The 17,175-nt window shown below is 46.0% G+C and carries 15 protein-coding genes and 5 pseudogenes; 12 read left to right on the forward strand and 8 right to left on the reverse strand.

Going from position 1 to position 17,175, the window contains the following annotated elements:
• Window positions 1-5 precede the first annotated feature (5 nt).
• The 4 genes and pseudogenes from J2125_RS24930 to J2125_RS05760 form a co-directional block, all read right to left on the reverse strand.
• Window positions 6-923: pseudogene (locus J2125_RS24930) on the reverse strand (primase-helicase zinc-binding domain-containing protein); the annotation flags it as partial.
• Complete coding sequence (locus tag J2125_RS05750; protein WP_017803120.1) at window positions 886-1,416, reverse strand: ash family protein; 531 nt, start codon at window positions 1,414-1,416, stop codon at window positions 886-888. The gene J2125_RS05750 and the pseudogene J2125_RS24930, both read right to left, overlap by 38 nt.
• Window positions 1,416-1,613 carry a helix-turn-helix transcriptional regulator gene (locus J2125_RS05755; RefSeq protein ID WP_017803119.1) on the reverse strand — a complete coding sequence of 66 codons (198 nt, stop codon included), beginning with the start codon at window positions 1,611-1,613 and terminating at the stop codon, window positions 1,416-1,418. The genes J2125_RS05750 and J2125_RS05755 overlap by 1 nt, the downstream gene beginning before the upstream one ends.
• Before the next feature lie 3 nt (window positions 1,614-1,616).
• A complete protein-coding gene (locus J2125_RS05760) occupies window positions 1,617-2,495 on the reverse strand; it encodes an integrase domain-containing protein (protein ID WP_017803118.1) in 879 nt (292 codons plus the stop codon).
• Window positions 2,496-3,491: 996 nt separating this feature from the next.
• On the opposite strand from J2125_RS05760, the gene J2125_RS05765 reads away from it, so the two are divergent.
• Both J2125_RS05765 and J2125_RS05770 read left to right on the forward strand, forming a co-directional pair.
• Window positions 3,492-3,851, forward strand: coding sequence for a type II toxin-antitoxin system RelE/ParE family toxin (locus J2125_RS05765; RefSeq protein ID WP_017803117.1), 360 nt, complete (start codon window positions 3,492-3,494; stop codon window positions 3,849-3,851).
• Entirely contained in the window at window positions 3,835-4,158 is a 324-nt protein-coding gene (locus J2125_RS05770; protein ID WP_017803116.1) for a helix-turn-helix domain-containing protein, read from the forward strand. Before J2125_RS05765 ends, J2125_RS05770 begins: the two co-directional genes overlap by 17 nt.
• 88 nt (window positions 4,159-4,246) lie before the next feature.
• Here J2125_RS05770 and J2125_RS05775 read toward each other — a convergent pair whose 3' ends face one another.
• A complete protein-coding gene (locus J2125_RS05775; RefSeq protein ID WP_017803115.1) occupies window positions 4,247-5,848 on the reverse strand; it encodes a TIGR04141 family sporadically distributed protein in 1,602 nt (533 codons plus the stop codon).
• Window positions 5,849-6,116: 268 nt separating this feature from the next.
• A protein-coding gene (locus tag J2125_RS05780) for an IS3 family transposase (RefSeq protein WP_209499454.1) occupies window positions 6,117-7,228 on the reverse strand; the annotation gives its coding sequence in 2 pieces (ribosomal slippage) (window positions 6,117-6,967 and window positions 6,967-7,228; 1,113 coding nt in all).
• Window positions 7,229-7,762: 534 nt separating this feature from the next.
• Between J2125_RS05780 and J2125_RS25245 the strand changes: the two are divergent.
• The 7 genes and pseudogenes from J2125_RS25245 to J2125_RS05805 form a co-directional block, all read left to right on the forward strand.
• Window positions 7,763-7,964 (forward strand): annotated as a pseudogene (locus J2125_RS25245) (phage integrase central domain-containing protein); the annotation flags it as partial.
• 62 nt (window positions 7,965-8,026) lie between these two features.
• On the forward strand, window positions 8,027-8,704 hold the full coding sequence (locus J2125_RS05785) for an HNH endonuclease (protein WP_157819480.1): 678 nt from the start codon (window positions 8,027-8,029) through the stop codon (window positions 8,702-8,704).
• Window positions 8,705-9,221: 517 nt separating this feature from the next.
• A pseudogene (locus J2125_RS05790) lies at window positions 9,222-9,405 on the forward strand (IS21 family transposase); the annotation flags it as partial.
• A 278-nt stretch (window positions 9,406-9,683) separates the two neighbouring features.
• Window positions 9,684-9,958: pseudogene (locus J2125_RS25250) on the forward strand (type IV secretion protein Rhs); the annotation flags it as partial.
• 84 nt (window positions 9,959-10,042) lie between these two features.
• Window positions 10,043-10,471 (forward strand): putative T6SS immunity periplasmic lipoprotein, encoded by a 429-nt coding sequence (locus tag J2125_RS05795; RefSeq protein ID WP_017803113.1) that lies wholly within the window; start codon window positions 10,043-10,045, stop codon window positions 10,469-10,471.
• A 56-nt stretch (window positions 10,472-10,527) separates the two neighbouring features.
• Window positions 10,528-10,905: pseudogene (locus J2125_RS05800) on the forward strand (type IV toxin-antitoxin system AbiEi family antitoxin domain-containing protein); the annotation flags it as partial.
• A gap of 382 nt (window positions 10,906-11,287) precedes the next feature.
• The gene (locus tag J2125_RS05805; RefSeq protein WP_017803111.1) at window positions 11,288-12,142 is read left to right on the forward strand and encodes a PA4780 family RIO1-like protein kinase; all 855 of its coding nucleotides are present in this window, start codon (window positions 11,288-11,290) and stop codon (window positions 12,140-12,142) included.
• A gap of 71 nt (window positions 12,143-12,213) precedes the next feature.
• Here J2125_RS05805 and J2125_RS05810 read toward each other — a convergent pair whose 3' ends face one another.
• On the reverse strand, window positions 12,214-12,621 hold the full coding sequence (locus J2125_RS05810; protein ID WP_017803110.1) for a RidA family protein: 408 nt from the start codon (window positions 12,619-12,621) through the stop codon (window positions 12,214-12,216).
• Window positions 12,622-12,792: 171 nt separating this feature from the next.
• Here J2125_RS05810 and J2125_RS05815 point away from each other — a divergent pair, with 171 nt between their 5' ends.
• The 3 genes from J2125_RS05815 (at window position 12,793) to J2125_RS05825 (ending at window position 15,568) form a co-directional block, all read left to right on the forward strand.
• Window positions 12,793-13,371 carry a TetR/AcrR family transcriptional regulator gene (locus J2125_RS05815; protein WP_017803109.1) on the forward strand — a complete coding sequence of 193 codons (579 nt, stop codon included), beginning with the start codon at window positions 12,793-12,795 and terminating at the stop codon, window positions 13,369-13,371.
• Between the two features lie 129 nt (window positions 13,372-13,500).
• Window positions 13,501-14,499 carry an aldo/keto reductase gene (locus J2125_RS05820; RefSeq protein ID WP_017803108.1) on the forward strand — a complete coding sequence of 333 codons (999 nt, stop codon included), beginning with the start codon at window positions 13,501-13,503 and terminating at the stop codon, window positions 14,497-14,499.
• Between the two features lie 157 nt (window positions 14,500-14,656).
• A complete protein-coding gene (locus J2125_RS05825) occupies window positions 14,657-15,568 on the forward strand; it encodes a LysR family transcriptional regulator (protein ID WP_017803107.1) in 912 nt (303 codons plus the stop codon).
• 50 nt (window positions 15,569-15,618) lie between these two features.
• Here J2125_RS05825 and J2125_RS05830 read toward each other — a convergent pair whose 3' ends face one another.
• Complete coding sequence (locus tag J2125_RS05830) at window positions 15,619-17,055, reverse strand: glycoside hydrolase family 1 protein (protein ID WP_209499474.1); 1,437 nt, start codon at window positions 17,053-17,055, stop codon at window positions 15,619-15,621.
• Window positions 17,056-17,175: the final 120 nt, after the last annotated feature.

Here is a 17,175-nt window from a genome sequence, read left to right on the forward strand (position 1 = left end):
CCATGCTGCTGACGATAATCATCCCAGTCGCAGGCGATATCGCCTGGTGGGAAAGATACCCAGCCACTAACCGCCACAGCCGCTTTTACCGCTTGCTCCATGCCGGTATTGGCTGAGCCATCAGAATGTGGGTCATGATCGCCGGCGAAGATAATACAGGCATCAGGATATTTATTTCGCATCACCAGAGCGACATTACGCATATTGTTGGCCGACATCGCTGCAACCACCATTCCGTTTGCTATCCGACCGAGAGTTAATGCAGTGGCATAACCCTCAGTGACGATAATGCTGGTAACTTCATGGGATTGATTAAGCGCGATAAATGCGCCTTTCATCTGCGTACCCGGAAGTAACCGTTTTTCACCCCCGGCATTAATCAGCTGCGCACCGACTAATTCACCGCTGCCGTTATGTATCGGAAGAATGATTGCATCATGACCAAAGGTAGCCCTGCCGACTGTCAGAGGGCCTTTCACATTGAGCATAGTCACCGTGTTCAATAACCCTTTCCCGGTCAGATAAGGGCTTTTACCCATTCGGGCAGCGGAGAGTAACTCTTTCGCACGGTTTGACGCCGGACTGAGTGGCGTTTTTTCTCTGGCGGGCGCAGTTGAAGGCGCTAATTTCAGCCCGGCAACCAGTCTTGCAGCGGATAGCAGATCGCATGCGTTTACCCTCGCCACCAGGTCAAGACCATCACCGTGGCTGCATTGATTGCAAATCCAGGTGCCGCGCCCCTGCTTATCATCAAAACGGAAACGATCTTTCCCTCCGCAGACAGGGCAAGGGCCATGCTTATTGATTTCGGGAAGAGTAATGCCTAATTCGGCAAGAATTTGCGGCCAGTGATTGCGCGAAGCGGAGACGGTGTCAGATACACAATTACTCATGGCCTGCCTCCGTCGTTTCCAGAGTTTCATTAAGCAGGTTCAGGCGCTCCCAAAGGATGTACGTGAGCAGCTCTTTTGCGAGGGGGTTGTGCAATTCGACGATGGCGTAAGCCAGAGCGCGACACTGATCGATAATTTCTTCAATCGTGAGTGGTGTGGGGTCATACATGATGCACCCCCGGATGAGTTCTAATATATAGCGGGTACAGATAGTGATGGGTAGTAGCCATATGGCCGCCTCCGTTGGGGTAATTTTTAAGCTACCACCAGAGACGCCAAGCCCATTAGGTGGTAGCCCGAACAGGGTTGGCGTACCGGCCCCAACGGATCCCGGCCTTCCTTTCGGAAGCCCTGCCCGGGCCACCATTGACAACAGGTGTGCACGAGCATTACCCGAATACACTCTGTGGGTATATTCGGGCATCGTCAGGGGATTCGGAACGCCAATTCCGGCTACGGATTTTGCCGCAGCGTCATGATTATACTTAAAAACGCCCGCCAGGAAAAAAGAAGAATTAACCATTAACGATCTCCGTCACGCTGAGTGATTTTATTGGCAATCCAGTCATTTACCTCGCTTTCAACCCATGCCACAGAACGGGGACCGACTTTCACCGGTTGAGGAAATTCTCCCTGCTTAATTAAATGATAAATATATGATCTCCCAAGGCTGGTTTTTTGCATGACTTTTGGCAAACGCATTAATGAACAGTCATCCATTTTTTAATCCTCCTTCCTGGAGTAAACGCGTTCAACGTAACGTCCGCGGCCATCGCCATGACCGAGATCCATTGAGGTAAGTGCATGGGCTTCTTTGCGGCTAAAACCCAGATTCAGATAATATTGGATAGCATCTTGTGCCCAGGCATAACGCAGGCTGTGCGGCGATACCTCGCCTTTTAAACCCAGCCGGGTAGCGGTTGATCGCCAGTAATTCATCGCCATCTTCAGGTTAGTTTTATCGATGAGTTTTCCGTTACGTTGCTCAGCAATGTTGAGCGCGTGATTTACCGCAAAGCTGACAGCCTGAGGATCCAGCACTCGCGTTTCTCTTGGCCTGCCGCCTTTAGTGCCAAACACAACAGTCAGTCGCGTATCACCGTTAAGCAGCTGCTTTTGCCAGGTGCAGAGGGAAGCGCTACATTGCACCGCTTCCTGTGAGCGCAGCCCCATCAGTCGCGAAAGCTGTAGCGCCGCAGCAAGCCCTTCGTCGTATTGATTTGCCTTCTGAAGCACCTGCTGATATTTATCAGCCGGGATGGCAAATTTGGTTCCTGCCCGGCTGGCTCCAGCCAACCCCAAAGCGCGATTTGTAAGCCGATCTGAAGCAAAGAATTTATCCCTACCGGCCTGCACCATAATCCCTCGTAATGCGGACATTTCATTGTGCAAGGTTCGAAGGGCGATCCCTTGTGTAAGCCGTTGTTTGATATAATCCTCAATATGTCTGGCTTTAAGATGCCGGACATCACGCACCTGAATATTCAGCGCCAGCAGATGACGGCTTAATCGATCTGCAATACGAATACGGTCATGCATCGTTTTATGACTGCCCCCTGCCCGCTTCGCCAGCGCTTTCATTTCCTTTCCAATCTGGCTCATACCTCACTTCCTCCATCACTAATTCAAATGATTACTGCTTCTCCGGCGCATGGCTGATTGCAGAAATGGCAATGCCGTTTCTGCTCTGAAAGATGCCTGTGCGCCAGAGAGGGTGCAGTTGAGGTGTTGAAGGGTTCAGTGGTGCACTCAGTGCAGCTGCCTGCTTTCACAGGTAATTCCCCCAGGCTTACGCCTGCCTCGGCATCAGTTCAGATCTCCTTTTCATTGATAGTTAGCGCAGTAAGCGCGGTGTCAGAATTTTGCCCGCTGTAAAATGGGCTGTGGTAGAGGGCTGGCAGTGGTAATCGCTGTGGCGTCACTTTCATGCGTTAGCACGCAAAAAGTGACGCCACGTATTAACACGCCGCAAGGCACGCGCATGCAGATGCCTGTCGGCATAGCAAGGCGCAGCCAGCTGCGTTTAATACGCGCCAGAATTGGTGTATAGCAATATCCGAAGTACGGATTTGTACTTGAGTGAGGTAAGCGGTGACATTGCCATCTTCGCAGACCTCCGGCTTAGAAGGCCGTTGCTCTGTCAGCAACACGTCATATGATGGATAAAAGACCAAACGCAGCATTCGCTGGTTGGTGAAGAAACGCTCGCTATTAGCCGTCTCGCTAGTTTAATGGACCTTCATCGTCACGCCATAAATGCGTTTTACTGACAATACCGGCTCCCAAAGGTTAAACCGGTGTACCGCATACCTGCGTCGTCTTCCAGGCTTCGACGACTTTCTTTGTGGTCGCCCGAAGGCGTCAGTCTCAGACCACACTCCATTCCTTATGACTTTGGCTCGTGACCACCCGAAGGCGTTTCTCACAGGTCACTCGTATCATCCTGATACTGGAAACATTGGCTGGCTGTCGTTGACAGCTGGATTGCGTGGTTAAAAATACGACAAAAAAATGTTGCCATCAAGCCCTTTCCGTCCCCAATAAAAGAGAGTAAACTATCACTCAGTGCTATAGTTTATCAGACAGGATGTCGGCCCGATGCGCGTATTTAAAACAAAGTGGTTTGCCAGGGAAGCTAAGTCTCACGCCATTAAAGACACTGAGTTATGTCAGGCTATTCAGGACGTAATGAAAGGAATGGCTGATAACCTCGGCGGAGGGGTTTACAAGAAACGCCTTAAGCAGAATCGAGACCGATGCATTATTTTGGCTAAAGGCGGAACGCGCTGGGTATATGCTTACCTGTATGCCAAACAGGACAAGGCGAACATTGATACTCAAGAATTAGCGGATTTTCGGAGGCTTGCGGACCATTATGCTTCGCTTTCCGATCAAAACATCGTAGCGCTACTAAACATCAAAGAACTGTTGGAGATTTGCCATGACTGCCAAAAATAAATTCAAAAGCTCTGCGTTTGAAGCTATCCATAGCGCCGCTTCGGGCATGTTTAAGGCTGGTGTAATTCCGCAGGAAACGATGCGTAGCTTTGATGCGACATGCCTGGAAAATGTAGAAGATCTACAACCTGATGAAATTAAAGGGTTACGTGAGAAACTGAACGTTAGCCAGCCAGTTTTCGCTAAATATCTCAATACCAGTGTTTCAACCATCCAGAAATGGGAAACAGGGATGAAACGTCCTAGTGGGATGTCGTTGAAATTGTTGTTTGTGGTGCAAAAGCATGGATTAGAAATTTTGATGTAATCAATCTACATCATTTTCTCGAAGACAGTGAGTTTTCAATCAAAAAATTATTATTTACCCTACAATAACATCTATAGGTAAATGTTAATTATCCTTTTTTGCACTTAGTAACTTTCAATAATTCATCGTTAACTTTTATTGGCGCTATTTTAACATTGAACCCTAGAGTTTCCAAAGATTTATGAGCATTTTTCAATGTTATTTTTGAGAAAAGCGGGAGTTTTTTAGGAATATCTTTATTTGTCGCTATAGCATAAATAATAGTGTAATTTTTAGTGTCTGGCCTTTCTAAAATATCTTTTATTTTCATATTATCAGGCAAGATCTTGTTGAGCTTTCTTCTAAATTCAGAATCACTCACAAATAACTCAGCTGAGACATAAGCCTGAGAAAAAAGGTGACTCAATGTGCTTGAGCTTCTGTAATATTTTACGTGTATTAGATCCGAACCATCTTTAATAAGGTCGGCGAACTCTATTTTACTCTGGCCTCCTCCATGATAAATGAGGTTTTTGTCAACGTTAAAAAGAGAACTGTCATTTTTTGCAGCTTCAAAATTATATTTATCCTCTCTGTCATGATTATAATCTGGTAAACTATAATCATAAAATGTTAATTTCTCTAACGTCTGGTCAATCTTTTTTAAAAAGTCAACATTTACAGAATACCAAGTGCTATTTCTTAATATAAATAACTCATCGTTATTTTCCACTTCTGCGTAGAGACAATTATACGCACTCCACCATTTATAAGTAGCCTCAGTATCGCTAATTATATAAATTTTTTGCTCTTTTAATGTATCACAACAAAATGGCATACCATTTTTATTAAAATATTCTTTTAACCTGTTAAGAGATAACGTTGGGTATACTCCTTTAGCCTTCTTATAATTTTCAAAGCAATAGCCTATTTGGCTATCCCAATCTATAATTTCCGGTTCACCCAACCAAAAATCTTTATGCTGGTCCTCCGACTTAAGGACTTCATCTAATTCTGAATCAAGAACTGCACATAACTCTTTGTCTTTAACTTTACTAATGTTATCAATCCATTCAAAATTCTTTGGTAACGGGGTTCTAAATTTCAAAAAAGCTTCTGAAAGAACTTTATCTAAGGAAAGTATGTTCTCCGATATGATAACCGTCAAACTATCTCTGCCTGTAACAATATCACCAAATAAAGGTGAATTTGACTTCCCCGTCAAAGTGGAAAGTATTTCCAGCTCTGAGTCAATATTTAAAGATAGTATATCAACTTCCTTCGTACTTTGATTTCTGGTATTGAGAGGGTTATCTTGATAGTTACTTTTATCAAGACTCCTTAGTTTTTCTGGATCCACAGAGTTTAAAGTTACTCTAAGACCAAAATCTCTTTCAATAAGATCTTTTCTTATTTTGTGATGACCACCACCGAAAGGAATCAAAAATATATTATCATCAAGTCGACAAACAATAATTGCAGATTCACTTTGTGACTTTGAAAAATCTTCTAAAGATAGCTCTGATTGTGAGAATAAGATATAATCAATCCATTCAGCATATTTAGCTGGCTTGGATTGATTAATATATAAAGTAGACTCTGTATTTGGGATGTGAATTTTTTTCCCTGATTTCATGTGCTCAAGATCTATAATCTGACTATCTTGAGTAAACCCCTTTTTAACAAGATAAATAGATAATCTACATTTCATAGTTAAGATGGTTTTAAGGTTGAATTACTACATTCTTATACGAATATTTTTTAGAAGTCAACGCAATTGAGATAAATCCTATTTTTTTTGCTCTTCACCACTTTTTTGGACTTTAACGTCAATGAAAAAATCCAAATTACGTTAAAATTTCAAAGCCCTGTGAACTCCAGCCTGTAATCAATTGGCAGTACTTTTAATAATAACGTTCAGAAACTACTTCTACAGTCTTTATGACCATATAAGGGGTGTTTCTGTAAGCATACCTGTTTTAGTTCCACACACTTTTTGAGAGTTCCGGTTTTTCAGCCATCAGCCGGTATTCTTCCGGCGTCAGGTTATTCAGGGATTCATGAGGCCGCTCGCTGTTGTATTCCGTCAGCCAGCGCTCTGTGATTTCCCGTGCTTCATTCAGCGTTCTGAACAGATAAAAATCCAGGATTTCTGTCCGGTACGTCCGGTTAAAGCGTTCGATAAAGGCATTCTGTGTCGGTTTGCCTGGCCTGATAAATTCCAGCATCACGCCATGGTCCTCAGCCCATTGTGCCAGAGCCAGTGATATCAGCTCCGGGCCGTTATCCATCCGCATCTTCAGCGGATATCCACGGTTTGCCACTATCCTGTCCAGCACCCGCACAACCCGCTGCGCCGGGATATTCAGGTCAATTTCTATGGCCAGAGCCTCACGGTTAAAATCATCCACGACGTTGAAAGTCCGAAAACGTCGCCCACATGTCAGCGCGTCGTGCATAAAATCAATCGACCAGCTCTGGTTGAGTGCTTCCGGCGTTGCCAGAGGAGCCGGATTGCGCACCGGAAGACGTTGTTTCCCCTTGCGGCGAAAATTGAGTTTCAGCAGGCAGTAAATCCGGTGAACACGCTTATGATTCCAGGCGTTACCCTGCCTGCGAAGTACCTGAAAAAGCTTCTTAAATCCGTATCGCGGATAGCGTTCTGCCAGTTCAGTCAGCGCCAGGATCACCGGTTCATCACGCCGGGTATCGGGCTGATAAAAATACACCGTCCTGCTCAGCGATACTGTCCTGCATGCCTGGCGGATGCTCATGGAAAATTGTGCAGTCAGATAGCTGACAAGCTCCCGCTTTATCGCTGGTTTTAGAGCTTTTTTTCGATAACGTCCTTCAGCGCCCGGCATTCCAGACTCAGGTCGGCGAACATCTGCTTCAGGCGACGATTCTCGTCTTCAAGATCTTTCATCTTTTTGATATCTGAAGCCTCCATTCCGCCGTACTTTGCTTTCCAGTTGTAATAGCTGGCTTCGGATATTGCCGCTTCGCGGCAGACGTCCTTAACGGTACGTCCGGCTTCGACAGACTTCAGAACGGCAATGATCTGGTGTTCGGTGAATCGGGCTTTACGCATGGCGATCTCCTCAGAGGACATAATCAGTATGTCGGAAGATCTCTAAAAGTGAATGGACCGTTTTATCGGGATACTTACATTTCGATTAATCTTACCCTCCAGCTTTTGAGTATGTACCGCTCCTGATTGAAGTGGCGAAAAAGATAATAAAAATAAATAAAATCAATCATTAAGTATTTTATCGTTGTTACTCAAAGGGAGTTTTCAGCTGAAAAAGAACCTATCAGAGTGATTACCAGCTAATACTCTATGACAGGTTTTAATGATTTTTCCGACACTTTTTTACCCTAGCTATAAGCAAAAGATCTTTCACATAACATTGATCATACTCACCTGTGCAATCATTACACATGAGCCACATTAGTCAGGATTCCACTTTATTATTCTCAAAAATCATGTACATGGTTAACACCAAATTTGTCAATTCCTTAGGCTAACATTTTAAAATTATTATGGACAAACAACTGACTATCCGATAAAAATGTTACTTTAACTAATTTAGGCCATAACATTCTTGGCCTGCCTTTTAAATTCATATTCGTCAACATTACTCAGCAATGGTTCTTGTTGAAGATAAAAACGTCACGACTGATTCTGCTAAAGACAATGGCGTTCTCAGGTAAAAGACGTATATTCACGGCTTTAAAACATCCCTGTGCAAGAGATGAAGGCGCGCACGCTCGGCCAAGCTTTAAAACTAATCAAAGCACGTGGAGCGTTAGAGACGGTCAGACGTTGAATTCAGCGTATGCAACTAAAATGTCCATCTGAATAACCTAAAAAAACAAGGAATACCTATTGAAAAGCTCATACGCTTTTGATCTTAGATTGGTCTGTGGCGGTTATTGTTATTTCTCTACTTATACATTAGGTTCAGTTCCCGACGATGAGGGGTTAGAATTTCGCACACCCTCAATTGTAATAAATGAAAGATTTGTTAAAGCAGTATTGGAAATGGGACAACATTGTAATTTAATTAAAAATGAAAAAGCTTTTTATGAATGGACTTGCCTTCAGGGGTGGGGTTTAGTTGACGTTGACTTTGCAAGAGAATTCATCCCTCACTGGCTGAGAAAAAGAAAATGTATACATTCCCCCTTTGGGTCATTCACTGATGTTAGTATTTCTTCGCCCTCAGTTCGAAAAAGAACATTTAGAGGTAAATTTAAAAAAAGAATCTTAGAACGAGATAACAATAAATGTGTTATTTGTTCAAAAACGCAAAACCTGACGTTACAGCATGTTGTTCCATACTCCAGAGGTGGCGAAACCAGCTATCGAAACTTGGTTACTCTATGCAATGATTGTAATCAGGAATTGAAGGCAGAGCATTGTTCTGGACTCTATGAGTTAGCCGGTTTATACGACGGTTTTGAAATATCTCAATTAAGAGGTACTCATTCTAATGAAAACGCAGTACTGCAAGCCATGCGCTTTTCGTCCAATATAATGCATACACGGGCTGACCTATACTGATTTTTTCAGAAATTTCATCTGCATCAGTCAACTAATTAAAGACGGAATGATAATTGGTACACAGATTGCTGGTCTGCGAACACTTGGATAAGCTCATGATGGACTTCCTTGTTGTCATGTAGTTTCATTTGATGTTCAACTCTTCTGACCACATCTGTGCCAATCGATTTAAGTCAGTGACTTTTCTTCTGGTGCTATTGTAAATTAAGGCTATAGCTCTTTTTACCAGCCATAGGATATGAACATCACTTCGACAGAAAAGTGCTTACCAGCGAGTTTATTTTTTACCCGATTTTCGTATGTATACTACTTTTATAGTAAAAATTTTAAACTGGCGAATAACATTGAGTCAGCGAGTTCTCACTCCAGAGATATGCCGCCACTGACGCAAGTCCGGCCTGAAATCCCCCTACCCTTTACACATAGGTCACCCTTTAGGCCTACACCCAAAAATCAAAATCGCGCCTTCCCCCGCAAAACCAACCACATACCAGCCAAATTCACACTCCGCCAGCCCAGGGAACTTGGTATTTCGCGCAATACTGTCCGCCAGCCCTCTGAAAGCTAAATCTGAAAAGCCGCAGTATTCACCACACCCGTCATCATCATCCCGGCTCGATGAATACCGTGATTATATCTCTAAGCGGATCAGCGATGCGCATCCCGATAAAATCCCGGCGACCGTTATTGCACGGCAATTACGTGCGGAGAAACTTACTCTGCTGAGGTGGTCACTATTCCACTTCTGCTAACAACAAGGCTCCGGGAGACGAACTCACACTTTCTATCCGTTGTTGACACTACGGCTGAAGATCAGGTGATTTGCGAGACAAAGGCAGTTAACTTACAATGGCCCTAATTAACCATATGTAATCTAATATAAATCTCGATAAACGAATCACGCCGCTTTGCTACTACATCTTGACAGCCTCCCGTTAAGGTGCCTGAACGCGGATAAAAATGCGAAATGGAGTCGAGCATGGATGAGCAAAATGAAGGCAGTCTGCGACTGCTTACGCAGGGTGAAATCAAGCTAGCCAGAACCGTTTTTGAAAATTCAATCCAGTACCATAAGGTTTGGATCCACCACGACAGTTCCCCCCCCCCCCCTTCGGTTTACAAAATAAAGATACCGCGATGACCCCAAACGGGGAGTTATATTTCCGCTCCTGGTATCAGAATGATTTTTCGGTAGCAGATTTCCCTTCCAAACATCTCTTCATTCACGAACTTAGCCATGTATGGCAACGCGAACATCACCTTTGATGGCGATATCACAGAGGCTGTCATCCGGCAGCAGTACGAGCAAACAATGCGTTATTTCCCACGGGGCTGATGATGAAAACCAATATTAAATTGCACTCTCTTTTACTGCTCTCATCTCTGTTTGCTCTGACTGGTTGTCCCGGTTCAGGGGACAGATTAAAGGCTGACGAAACAACCACTGTCAACAAGGTCGGAAGCGATATATGCTTTCTGGTTCCGGATGCGGAAGACTACCAGCCCACGCTTATTGCCATAAATCCAAGGGGAACCCCACCAAAAAATCTGTCAGTCACCGATATGCCTGACCTGGCCATACAAAATGGCAAGTTATGTATTCCCCCTTCGTTTCATCAGTTTCCTGAAGAAGGGCAGTTCATCGTCCAGTATATTCTCGCTTCTAAAAGCGACAAAGATTCGCGCAGAAGTGTTGTAACTGGTCTGGAGTTTTCAGATGGCCGTGTTCACAATATACCGCTCACTGACCAGGAAATTACAAGGTAATAATTTAAAGTTTAGCTATGGGAGAATAAACCCAAGGAGATTACTGCCACCGACAATTACCCACATGGTTACGCAGGGTTCCCGTTCATGCTCAATTTGAATGGCATGGAACGCGCCGACTGTGGCCAGAAATAATAATGAACGATGCCCGATTTCTGTGTCAGGAAACATGGCGAGAAGGACTACCGCCGGTTACCTTTTCCTGTCCTGAAAAGGCCATCCTGGAAGCTCTGGCAGAAGTTCCAAAAACGATAAGCTTTGAGCATGCCGATGAACTAATGCAGAGTTTACATAACCTGTCACCGCGTACACTGGATGTTGTGCTTAAAGCCTGCAACAGGGTCAAAGTAAAACGCCTCTTCCTGTGGCTGGCAGAACGTCAGAACCATGCGTGGTTTAAACGGTTAATCCCGGAAGCCTATGATTTGGGGTAAGGTAGACGCATGATTGCTGAAGGCGGACGACTCGGTAAAGCATGGCAGGTCACCGTACCATAGGAAGGCTATGGTACCGATACAGACTCCCTATGCTGCGCTACCAGAATCGCTCACAGCAATCTCACTAACCTGAACCTGCAAAGTGGATTTTTACCCTCTCTGCTTCTCCGATAGTGAATAACCTCCTTCATCCTGCATTTATTCGCCATCGCATAACTCATTGTGTTAAAGATCAAAGATGAACAATGTGAAGGATAAACCCCAAACAGAAGTGTTTTTTCGGTAAAATTGAAATCCAGATGCAGACTCTGCCATTTTTTCCAGTATCGCCGTCTTTGTTATTGATACGAAAAGCGGCTGAAATAAGGTATAAAGCCGCATGAAAATCCCAAACCGAATCCAACCTCTGGTCGATGATGGCCTGATAGACGAAGTGCTTCAGCGACTGAAAAGCGGCAAAGAAGCTGACGTTTACACCGTTTTATGTGGTGACACGATCCAGTGCGCCAAAGTGTATAAAGAAGCCATGCAACGTAGTTTTAAGCAGGCCGTGCAGTACCAGGAAGGACGTAAAGTCCGTAATTCTCGTAATTCCCGCGCCATGCAAAAAGGCTCAAAGTTCGGACGCAAGCAACAAGAAGAGTCCTGGCAAATGGCGGAGGTCGATGCGTTGTTCCGTCTTGCTGACGCCGGGGTGCGCGTACCACAACCCTATATGTGTATTGATGGCGTATTATTGATGGAGCTGGTCACTGATGCAGAAGGCATGGTTGCTCCACGTCTTAGCGATGTAACCCTGGCAGAAGAAAACGCCGTTGCTGATTTTGATACGATGATCCGCAATATCGTGCGCATGTTGTGTGCAGGTATTGTCCACGGGGATTTATCGGAGTTCAACGTGCTGCTTGATGCGCAAGGACCGGTCATTATCGACTTGCCACAAGCGGTAGATGCCGCCGCTAACAACCTTGCGGAATCCATGTTTGAACGAGATGTTAATAACATAACCGCTTACTATGGCCAGTTCGCTCCGCAACTACTGCAAACACGTTATGCGAAAGAAATCTGGATGTTATATGAAGACGGAAAATTAACACCAGAAACACCGCTAACCGGTCTGTTCGTCGAAGAGGCCCACGAAGTGGATGTCGATTCACTGATGGATGAAATCATTGCAGCCGAAGATGAGTTTTACGAGCGTCAGCGGGCAGCCAAAGAACGCGACGAAGAATAAATGCCGGAATTACGCTGAGTCCATTCGGCACAGACCCGCCAGCGGCCTGTGCCCTTACCTCCAGCCCTGGCCTAAACGCTCCCGCCACCAGCCGGTATACGAGCAATCACCTTGATTTCAAAATCAAAACCTGCCAGCCAGTTTACGCCGACAGCTGTCCAGTTAGGATAGGGTGGTTGACTGAATACCTCGTTTTTTACCGCCATTACCGTCGCAAACTGATTTTCCGGATCGGTGTGGAATGAGGTCACATCAACGATATCGTCAAAAGTACAGCCTGCCGCCGCCAGCGTGGCATTGAGGTTTTCAAATGCAAGCCTGACCTGACGGGCAAAATTCGGCTCAGGAGAACCGTCGCTATGGCTACCTACCTGACCAGAAACAAACAGCAAATCGCCGGAGCGGATGGCAGCTGAATAGCCATGCTGTTCATACAGTGCATGGCGGCCTGCGGGAAATACGGCATCACGTTGCGTCACAGGTTGTCCCCTTAATGGCTAAAAGTTCGATGGTGATTTCACTCGCCGCGTCAAAATTTGATATACTCGGCGTATGTCAATCAAACTCACATACACTGCGCATGTCAAATAAGATACGCAATGTATGTGAAATAGGAGAAAACCGTAGTGGCAAAACGCCGTGCTGAAACAATGGAAGAGAATCGTATAAAATTGATCTCTGCGGCGCGCAAAGCCTTTGCTGAGAAGGGTTTCGCTGCCGCGTCAATGGATGAGCTTACTGCGCAGGCTGGTCTGACCCGCGGAGCGCTTTATCACAATTTTGGTGATAAAAAAGGACTGCTGGCCGCCGTCGTTGCTCAGGTTGATGGGGAGATGGCCGCACGCGCGCAAGATGCAGCAGCCCAATACGAAGATGGCTGGGAACAACTGCTCGCTCAGGGAACCGCTTACATTGAACTGGCTACAGACCCTGAAATTCAACGCATTGTGCTACTGGATGGTCCGGCGTTTCTCGGCGACCCCTCGCAGTGGCCCAGCCAGAATGTCTGCCTGCATGAAACTAAGCTGGCGCTCACAGCCCTTGCAGCAAACAATATTCTGCAACCTGTCGATGTGGAAGCCGCTGCCCGACTGCTCAACGGCGCTGCCCTCAATGCCGCCCAGTGGGTTGCCGTAAGTGAAGATCCGCAAATAACCTTGCCAAAAGCGATTGAAGCGTTTAAATATCTGGCGACAGGTATGCTGAAGGTGAAATCGTCGGCGCCATAGGCCATATATCGGCAGACTGCGGGATCTTCTGTCAGCCTGCCGCTGGCGATACCAAAATCGTATCACCCATCTTGAAATTCAGCTGCACGCCCAACCATGCAACACTGCGTATTCACTTATGGAGGGGCTATGCATACAAGACATCTTTCACTGGATCTGAACGTCAGCACTATCGGCTACGGCGCCATGGGGTTGAGTGAATTTTATGGCGACACTGACGACAACACGTCATTAAAATTATTAAGTAAACTTATTGAGCACGGCATTAATTTTATTGATACTGCTGACCAGTATGGCCGTGGTCATAATGAGCGGCTTATCGGCCATTTTTTAGCAAAACTGGATAATCAAACGCGGCAGCAATTTAAAATAGCGACCAAATGTGGCATCGAACGTAATCCTGATGCGGCCTATGCCAGAAAAATAAATAATCATCCGGACTATATTGTACGTAGCTGCCACGAATCGTTGCAACGACTCGGCGTGGAAAAAATCGATCTGTTTTATCTTCACCGTGTTGATAAAAATGCAGATATTGAAGAGAGCATGCACTGTTTATCCCGACTGGTGCAGGAGGGGAAAATCGGTCATATCGGCTTGTGTGAAGTCTCTGCTGCAACCTTGCAAAAAGCCCACGCGGTATTTCCGGTTACGGCGCTGCAAACGGAATATTCACTGTGGACGCGTGATATTGAAGCGACCATTTTGCCTGTGGTGAAATCACTGGGAATTGGGCTGGTGCCTTATTCCCCACTGGGTCGTGGATTTCTGACTGGAAAATATCTGAACAACACCGATTTCGCCGATGGTGATTTTCGCAAAAATAATGCACGTTTCCAGCAGCAGAATATCGATCACAATCGTCAGCTGTTGAATGCTATTACACCGCTAACGGATAAATACCAGTGTACTTATGGTCAGATTGCGCTGGCATGGTTACTGGCGCAATATGAAAAGACTGTACCTATTCCGGGCACCAAAAACGATAAATATCTGGCAGAGAATGCTGCCGCTGCAAATATCCGGCTAGATGCCTCGGATCTTACCGTACTGGATAATATGCAAAGCGACATCATCATTAAAGGCAGCAGGTATACCGATGAGGGCATGAAAGGCATTAATGTTTAACGTTGTTGGCTGCATACAGACCGCCATCAAGGTGGCGGTTTCTTTTCCCGAATAAACATCTAACTCATTGATTAATTTACAATCACTGGCAATTAAGATAGAGTTCCCTGGCGAGGAATAGCAGCTCACACAGCCAGATAACAGGTGCGGAGACATAGTGGACAACATTAATAATAAGTTACCCGGCATCAAACAGTTGCAATGCTTTCTGTTGGTCGCTGAGGAGCTTAACTTCAGAAAAGCGGCCGAACGGCTAAGCATGACGCAACCGCCATTAACCCGACAAATAAAATCACTGGAAGCGTTGCTGGGCTGTGAGCTTTTTATCCGTAATACCCACGAAGTACGTCTGACAGGGGCCGGTATTAAACTGGTGGCGAAGGCGAGTCAGCTGATTAATGATCTTACCGTATTTATCAGTGAAATAAGTGAAAAGCACAGCCAGCTGCGGATCGGCCTGACCCGCACGCTGAACTTTAATAATATTCCGCTTGTGAATGATAAAATTAAAAAAATGATCGGGGAGGAAGAGATTGATATACAGAATCAGACCTCCAGTCAGCTTCTGCAATCCCTCGCTAAAGGTCAGATGGATATGGTCATCACTGGCGAAATAAGCCTGCACAGCGAACTCGATTTCAACTTCCACTGGATTTATCGCGAACCTCTGCTGCTCGCCATGCCATCCTCTCATCGCAGCAGTTTACAAGAGAAAGTCTCCCTCGCCGATGTCGCGGACCTGCCACTGTTCTGGTTTCCCCGCCATGCGAATCCAGTGTTCTATGATAAATGTGAAGGTTACTTTCAGCAGCTGCCGTTTACTTTCAAAAGAGTCAGGGAGCCTGAAGACTCTCTGGTTCTGCTCTCCGGTATTGCCAGAGGTAAAGGCATCGCCCTTCTGCCGCGTTCCATGTGCAGCTTTAACCAGCAGGGATTATGCTATCGGCAGCTGACAGACGAGGCGGCGCAAACACTGAATATCGATGTCTATGTTGCCACGTGCAAGAATGAAAAGCGGGAACTGGTGATCAATGGGATACAAACCCTGGCAGCCTCAGCTCAGGAATAACAATGGCATCGCCAGTTTCAGCAAATGCCATTGTTGTCGATGCGCGGCAGTTAACTTAGCTCTTCACCATTTGAAGCAATCACCCGCTGATACCAGCTAAATGATTTCTTCTTATAGCGGTTGCCGGTGCCGGAAATGGTGTCATCCAGATCGACATAAATAAAACCGTAGCGCTTGGACATCTCACCAGTCGACATACTGACCACGTCAATACAACCCCACGGCGTATACCCCATCAGATCAACGCCATCGGCAATCGCATCAGCCATCGCTTCGATATGTTTGCGCAGATAATTAATGCGGTAATCGTCGACGATAACGAAGTTCTCATCCGGCGTATCAATTGCGCCCAGGCCGTTTTCCACAATAAACAGCGGTTTCTGATAACGGTCATACAGCTGGTTCAGCGCAATACGCAGGCCAACCGGGTCAATTTCCCATCCCCAGTCGCTGGCTTCGAGGAACGGGTTACGCACGCCGCCCAGCAGGTTACCTTCAGTGCTACCGGCATCCGGGTTGGTTTCATTAACCGTGGAAGACATGTAATAGCTGAAGCCAATATAGTCCACCGGATGCTGGGCAAACAGCGCCAGATCACCCGGCTCGATAGCCAGTTCCACCCCAAGTTTCCGCCACAGGCTTTTCGCGTAGTACGGATATTTACCCCCGACCTGCACATCGGCACAGTAGAGGTTAAATGCCTGATTATCCTGCAATGCTTTAAGCTGATTCAGCGGATTACAATCATAGCCATAGGTGGTGGCGTAAATAATCATGCAGCCAATCTGGATCTGCGGATTAAACTCATGGGCAATTTTCACCGCGGTGCTGCTGGCGACAAACTGGTTATGCCACGCCTGGAATTTAGCCTGAGGATCCAGCGCACCGGTTTTTACCGTCAAGCCCTGGCTCATAATCGGAAAATGAACCGCACTGTTAATCTCGTTAAAGGTCATCCAGTATTTGACCTGCTTACCGAAACGTTCAATCACCGTGCGGGCAAAACGCTCAAAAAAACCAACCAGTTCGCGGTTTTTCCAGCCGCCATATTCAGTCGCCAGCTTAAGCGGCATCTCATAGTGGGAGATCGTAATCACCGGTTCAATGCCGTGTGCCAGACACTCGTCAATCACCTGCTGATAGTGAGCCAGTCCCGCCTCGTTTGGCGTCTGCTCGACACCGTTCGGGTAAATACGCGTCCAGGCAACAGAGAAGCGGTAACATTTGAAGCCCATTTCGGCGAACAGCGCGATATCCTGTTTAAAACGGTGGTAGTGATCAATGCCTTTGTGGTTCGGGTAGGTATACTTGTTCGGGTCGACAGTGAAATCAAAGTCAGGTGAGGCGACAATTTTTAAGCGCTGCTTGCCACCGGGAAAAGCATCAGCAATCGACAGTCCTTTCCCCTCTTCGTTATACGCCCCTTCGACCTGGTTGGCGGCCGTCGCCCCACCCCATAAGAAATGCTGCGGAAACTTGTTACTCATTGACCCTACTCCTGTTGTAAACAATCAAAAGATAGCTTGCAGAAGTGTATGCGATAACGCCAGCCAGAAACAATCCGAAGCGGGGAGAATCAACCATATGTTTTTAAAGAAAAAATAACC

The sequence above is a fragment of the Winslowiella toletana genome, from assembly GCF_017875465.1.
Taxonomy (GTDB): Bacteria; Pseudomonadota; Gammaproteobacteria; order Enterobacterales; family Enterobacteriaceae; genus Erwinia; species Erwinia toletana.